General features: G+C 21.0%; 4 protein-coding genes. All 4 read right to left on the bottom strand.

Going from position 1 to position 3,031, the window contains the following annotated elements; translation table 11 throughout:
* Positions 1 to 303: 303 nt before the first annotated feature.
* Complete coding sequence (locus KTO59_RS03885) at positions 304 to 477, bottom strand: hypothetical protein (RefSeq protein WP_284928734.1); 174 nt, start codon at positions 475 to 477, stop codon at positions 304 to 306.
* A 95-nt stretch (positions 478 to 572) separates the two neighbouring features.
* Positions 573 to 1,523, bottom strand: coding sequence for a hypothetical protein (locus KTO59_RS03880; RefSeq protein WP_284928733.1), 951 nt, complete (start codon positions 1,521 to 1,523; stop codon positions 573 to 575).
* Positions 1,524 to 1,589: 66 nt separating this feature from the next.
* The gene (locus KTO59_RS03875; RefSeq protein WP_284928732.1) at positions 1,590 to 2,348 is read right to left on the bottom strand and encodes a hypothetical protein; all 759 of its coding nucleotides are present in this window, start codon (positions 2,346 to 2,348) and stop codon (positions 1,590 to 1,592) included.
* A 233-nt stretch (positions 2,349 to 2,581) separates the two neighbouring features.
* Positions 2,582 to 2,815, bottom strand: a complete 234-nt coding sequence (locus KTO59_RS03870) for a hypothetical protein (protein WP_284928731.1) — start codon at positions 2,813 to 2,815, stop codon at positions 2,582 to 2,584.
* Positions 2,816 to 3,031: the final 216 nt, after the last annotated feature.

The raw sequence follows: 3,031 nt of genomic DNA, 5'->3' as shown, positions 1-3,031 counted from the left end.
TTTCATATTAATATCTCCTTTTTGAAAATTAATTTTAATAACATTTTAATAACATTATTATAATATATTTTTTTAAATAATATAAATTGTTTATTTAAATTAGTAATTTGTTTTCTAGTTTTTTAATTTAGTTTTTCATGATATTCTCCTTTTTGGTTGTTTTCATGAGTTTGTTCCTTCTTTCTTTATTTGGTTTTTAAATATGTATAATTTTTTTAATGCCTTGACGTGTTTTTGTTTTTTGTTTGCTGTATTGATGTCTTTGTTTTTAAATTAAAAAAGAACTAATTTAATTAGTTCTTTTTAATTATCTTTTTGGTTTTTGAAAGTAAGAGTGATGCGTCTGGTTTTTAATAAAGGGTTGTTGCGTGGTGTTCCTAATAATTTATGCTTTTGTGATTTGTATTTATTTTTTTGAAATTTAGAGGTATGATGTTTTTGTTGATATTTTGTTTGGATTAAATCGTATTTGTTCATCTTTATCGTTGTTTTCACTTTCTTTGAATTGTTTGGGTATACACAAAAAAAGACTCCTAGAAAAGGAGTCTTAGTTTTTTTTTTTTTTTGATTAATTATGATTTTTTGTTCTTTTTATTATCATCTTTTATAATATATAATTTTTCTAAATATTCATCTAGATTAGCTTCAAAAATTGTCAAATTTTTTTTATCTTTTGCTTTTATTTCTTTTTGTTTGTTTAAAAATTCTTTTATATCTTTTTCTTCGTCTGGGTTTAAGTTAGAAATCTCTGAAATAGTCTTTTCTGTATGTTTTAAAGATTTTTCTTGATTTTTATATATTTTATGCAAATATTTATCTTTTTGAGTAACAGAATCTAGAAGAGGGATACTATTGGTTTTTATTTTCCCTAAAATATATTTTTTGATTAATTCAAATTCAGATTTAGTAATTATTTTTTGTTTCGTAAAAAATTCTTTATCTATTGTATGTGGTTTATTCATTTGTTTACTATAAAAATCAACATAATAAAAAAAAATATTATATTTAACATTTTCATCTAAATGATAAACTAATTCTAATTTTATTGATTCATATTTTGTTTCATTTTGATTTACAATTTTAAATTTTTCATTTTTTTCAAAATAATCTTTGATTTTGTCTTTTGTTCTAAGAAAATCATCATTTTTTTTATATTTGTTTATCATAATAATCGAAGCATATTTATAAGGATTACTATATTCAGAAATTTGATAAAAAGCTTGAATAATATCTTTATTAGTAGAATAAATTTTAACTTCTATAATATATCGAAATTGATAATTTTTACAAGTTTTAATAGAAATATCTGTTTTTCCACCAAGAGATAAAGCTTCGTTATCGATTGAATATTCATGGTGTTCTCCGTTACGATTTAATCTCATATTTAAAGAAATAGCAAAAATATTACGAAAACCATCTTCTTTTAATTTTATTAAGTCTTTACTCCATTGATTAACAAAAAAAGAACATTCTATAATAACATTATCAATAATTTTAATTATTTTTTCATAATCAAAATTCATAATTATTTTTTTCCTTTTGATAAATTAAAAACTGTTTAAAATTAAAATCTTTTTATAAACTATTTATTATTCTTTATTCTTTTTGTAAATAGCTCCACCAGTGGTAAAACTACTTATTATTCTTAATCCTTTTGGAAAATAATAACCTGTTGAGGGGTTAAAACGGTCAGGGCTACATTCATAACGGCAATCTTCATCAATAGAAAAAATATCTTGTTTATTTTCAAAACATTCTAAGATAAGTTCATCTGTTATTTGTTTTTTCATTGGATTATTAATTTCTTGAAATTTTAATTGGTCAATAACAAATTCATTATTTACGAAATAATCTTTCATTTTTTCTTCCATTTCCTTCTTAGGGTATATAGCTTTAAAATATGCTCGCTGTTGGCGATTAATGTCAATTAATTCTCTGCTCCATTTCATTTTATTAATACGCTCTATAATTTCATCAATATTTTTTTTAGTTTCTTTTTTAGTTTCTAAGTTTAAATTTTGACTGTCTCCGTTAGGTGAACCTTTTTCAATATAATAGCCGTCTGGCATATTGTAGTTTTCGATTATTTTTGGAAATATTGTACCATAATAAGAAGCATATAAATGTTCGTTGCTAAAAAGAGGTTTTCGTTTTTTTACAGAAGTAACATAGACATAATAAACTATTAATGATAATTTATAATTATCCAACATAAATAATCCTCGTTTAGGGTTTTCTCTCTCTTTTTTATTATTTGCTGGTAAAAAAAAGGGATAATCTCTTGTTTTTTCAACAATATAATTGCCAACATCTAAAATATTAATTGGTTCATTTTGATAATTATTCACGTCATCAATTCCTTTATTTAAATTATTTTGATTATTAGTATTATAAAGCTTTTTCTTTAAAATTATTAATTTTTTTAATTTTTTTTGTTTTTGTTGGTTTAAATTTTCAATTTGTTTTCTAGTTTTTTAATTTGGTTTTTCATAATATTTTCCTTTTTGGTTGAATTTGGGTGTCAAAAAAAAGACTCTCGAAAATGAGAGTCTTAAATTATTTTTTTTAATTTATTATAAATTTATTTTTTATTTATATTTGATGACAAATTATGTTTTTTATTATTATTATCTATTAATTTTTCCATTTGTTTAAATGTTCCTATTATTGTATCTTTTGTTTCTTGATCTGTTTTTTTAGTTTCATTTAATCTTTCTTGATAATATGACATATCTTTTTTTAATAATTCTAAATTTTTATCAATATCGTTTAATTTATTATCATGTTTATCTATTTTATCGTTCAAACGATTCAAATCGGATTTTAAGTCTTTAGTAAAAATTTTAACGAAACTATTATTCCTATTATTGTTGAGGCAACTGATAACCTAATTCGAATCTATATTCATTTTTTTTATTTTCCTTATTTTGATATTTAAAACGCTATATTTTAATGGCATTTTGTGATGAAAGCTTGTTATTCTTTATAAAATTTTGATAATTTTTTTAATAAAGATACGCACTGTTATAAA

The sequence above is a fragment of the Candidatus Phytoplasma sp. AldY-WA1 genome (assembly GCF_020312115.2).
GTDB lineage: Bacteria > Bacillota_I > Bacilli_A > Acholeplasmatales > Acholeplasmataceae > Phytoplasma > Phytoplasma vitis.
Note: the sequence above shows the minus strand (reverse complement) of the source record. Positions and strands in the feature narration are given on the sequence as shown.